The organism is Pseudomonas sp. 05T35 (genome assembly GCF_056396605.1).
The window spans coordinates 1-458 of the sequence record NZ_JBFTLU010000967.1; the positions used below are offsets into that span (position 1 = coordinate 1).

The window sequence follows — 458 nt, forward strand, 5'->3', positions numbered from 1 at the left end:
GAACTACAGAACTACACCTATACCTATATGATCATGCAGGCGAGCAAACGAGAAGCTCGCACCGCTCCCTCTTTCCTTGTTAGGGTTGTCGCGAATTGAGTCCAGTTGCTGTTCTTCGGTCGCAGGATCGACTTCACTTGGATGGGCGTCATGCCATCGATCCCAAACGTATGCATCCATGAAATTTTCGATCAGATGGTGACGCTGCCAATACATCCTCCATAGGGATCCTGTTATGTGATTAACAAATGGATGTCCAACAACATCGGTTACATAATGAGTGGCGTAGCCATACGCATAAGCACGAAAAAATGGTTTCCCCTGTGAGTGCACCAGCAACTCACGTAAAAACACACCCGTCCGTATATAATGCAGATAGTCCGCCCAGAACCAACGTTCGCGAGGTAGATTCAGTTGGCGTCGAGCCTCAAAGACCGGAAATAAATTTCCCTTCCTCC

General features: G+C 48.0%; 1 protein-coding gene. It reads right to left on the minus strand.

Annotated elements, in window-relative coordinates; translation table 11 throughout:
* Positions 1-3: 3 nt before the first annotated feature.
* On the minus strand, positions 4-458 hold a 455-nt coding region (locus AC1DH9_RS30945; protein WP_477809561.1), incomplete at its 5' end, for a zinc dependent phospholipase C family protein.